A 714-nucleotide genomic window follows, 5' to 3' on the forward strand; every position below is an offset into this window, starting at 1 on the left:
AAACGCCATACCTGCTGTCATCGCACCTGCACCTAATGCAATTAACATCGCTACAGTTCCTAGTACTCTCGATAAACTAGTTACTCGAAAACGTAACTGTGCATAAGTAAAACTATTTAATCCCGTTTCATTTCGTTTTTTATTTCCCTTAATTTTCATTACAAAAAGTGGGAGTAACGAGCTAAAAATGAAATACGTTCCTAATGTCGTAACAATTGTCGCTATTATAAATCCTAGTTCAGCAAACATTTTTATATTTACCATAAAATAGTATCCTGTACTTACTAGCAATACACCTAGTACTGTCATAATAACTGTGCGAGTTTTACTTTTCTTCACTTCATCTTGCGTTTCGTCTTCACGTATTAACTCTAATTCTGTTTTACGTAATAATCGGAAACTATTCATTACACCAGTAATGAAAAATAATATTAAGAAGAAAATAGATGTAACTAATATAGCTGGTGTGTATACAGATGCGTAATTACCTTTTGCTGAAATTTCCATTCCATTCATTAACAAATTTCCTGCTACACTAGCTAGTATGATTCCTACTAAAATACCGATAATAATACTGACAATACCCATACCAAAAGTCTCAATAAATAATAATTGCGCTACTTTTTTCTTTTTCGCTCCAAGCATCATGTACATACCGAGTTCTTTTCTTCTTAATGTAAGTAAAAAAGAATTGGCATAAATGATGTAAAAAAC

The 714-nt window shown here is 31.9% G+C and carries 1 protein-coding gene; it reads right to left on the reverse strand.

All coding sequences use genetic code 11. The annotated features are described in order from the left end of the window. The coding region (locus AC1DTM_RS30115; RefSeq protein ID WP_477001665.1) for an FtsX-like permease family protein at positions 1 to 714 on the reverse strand (714 nt) is incomplete at both ends.

Source organism: Bacillus sp. P4_D3 (assembly GCF_056401855.1).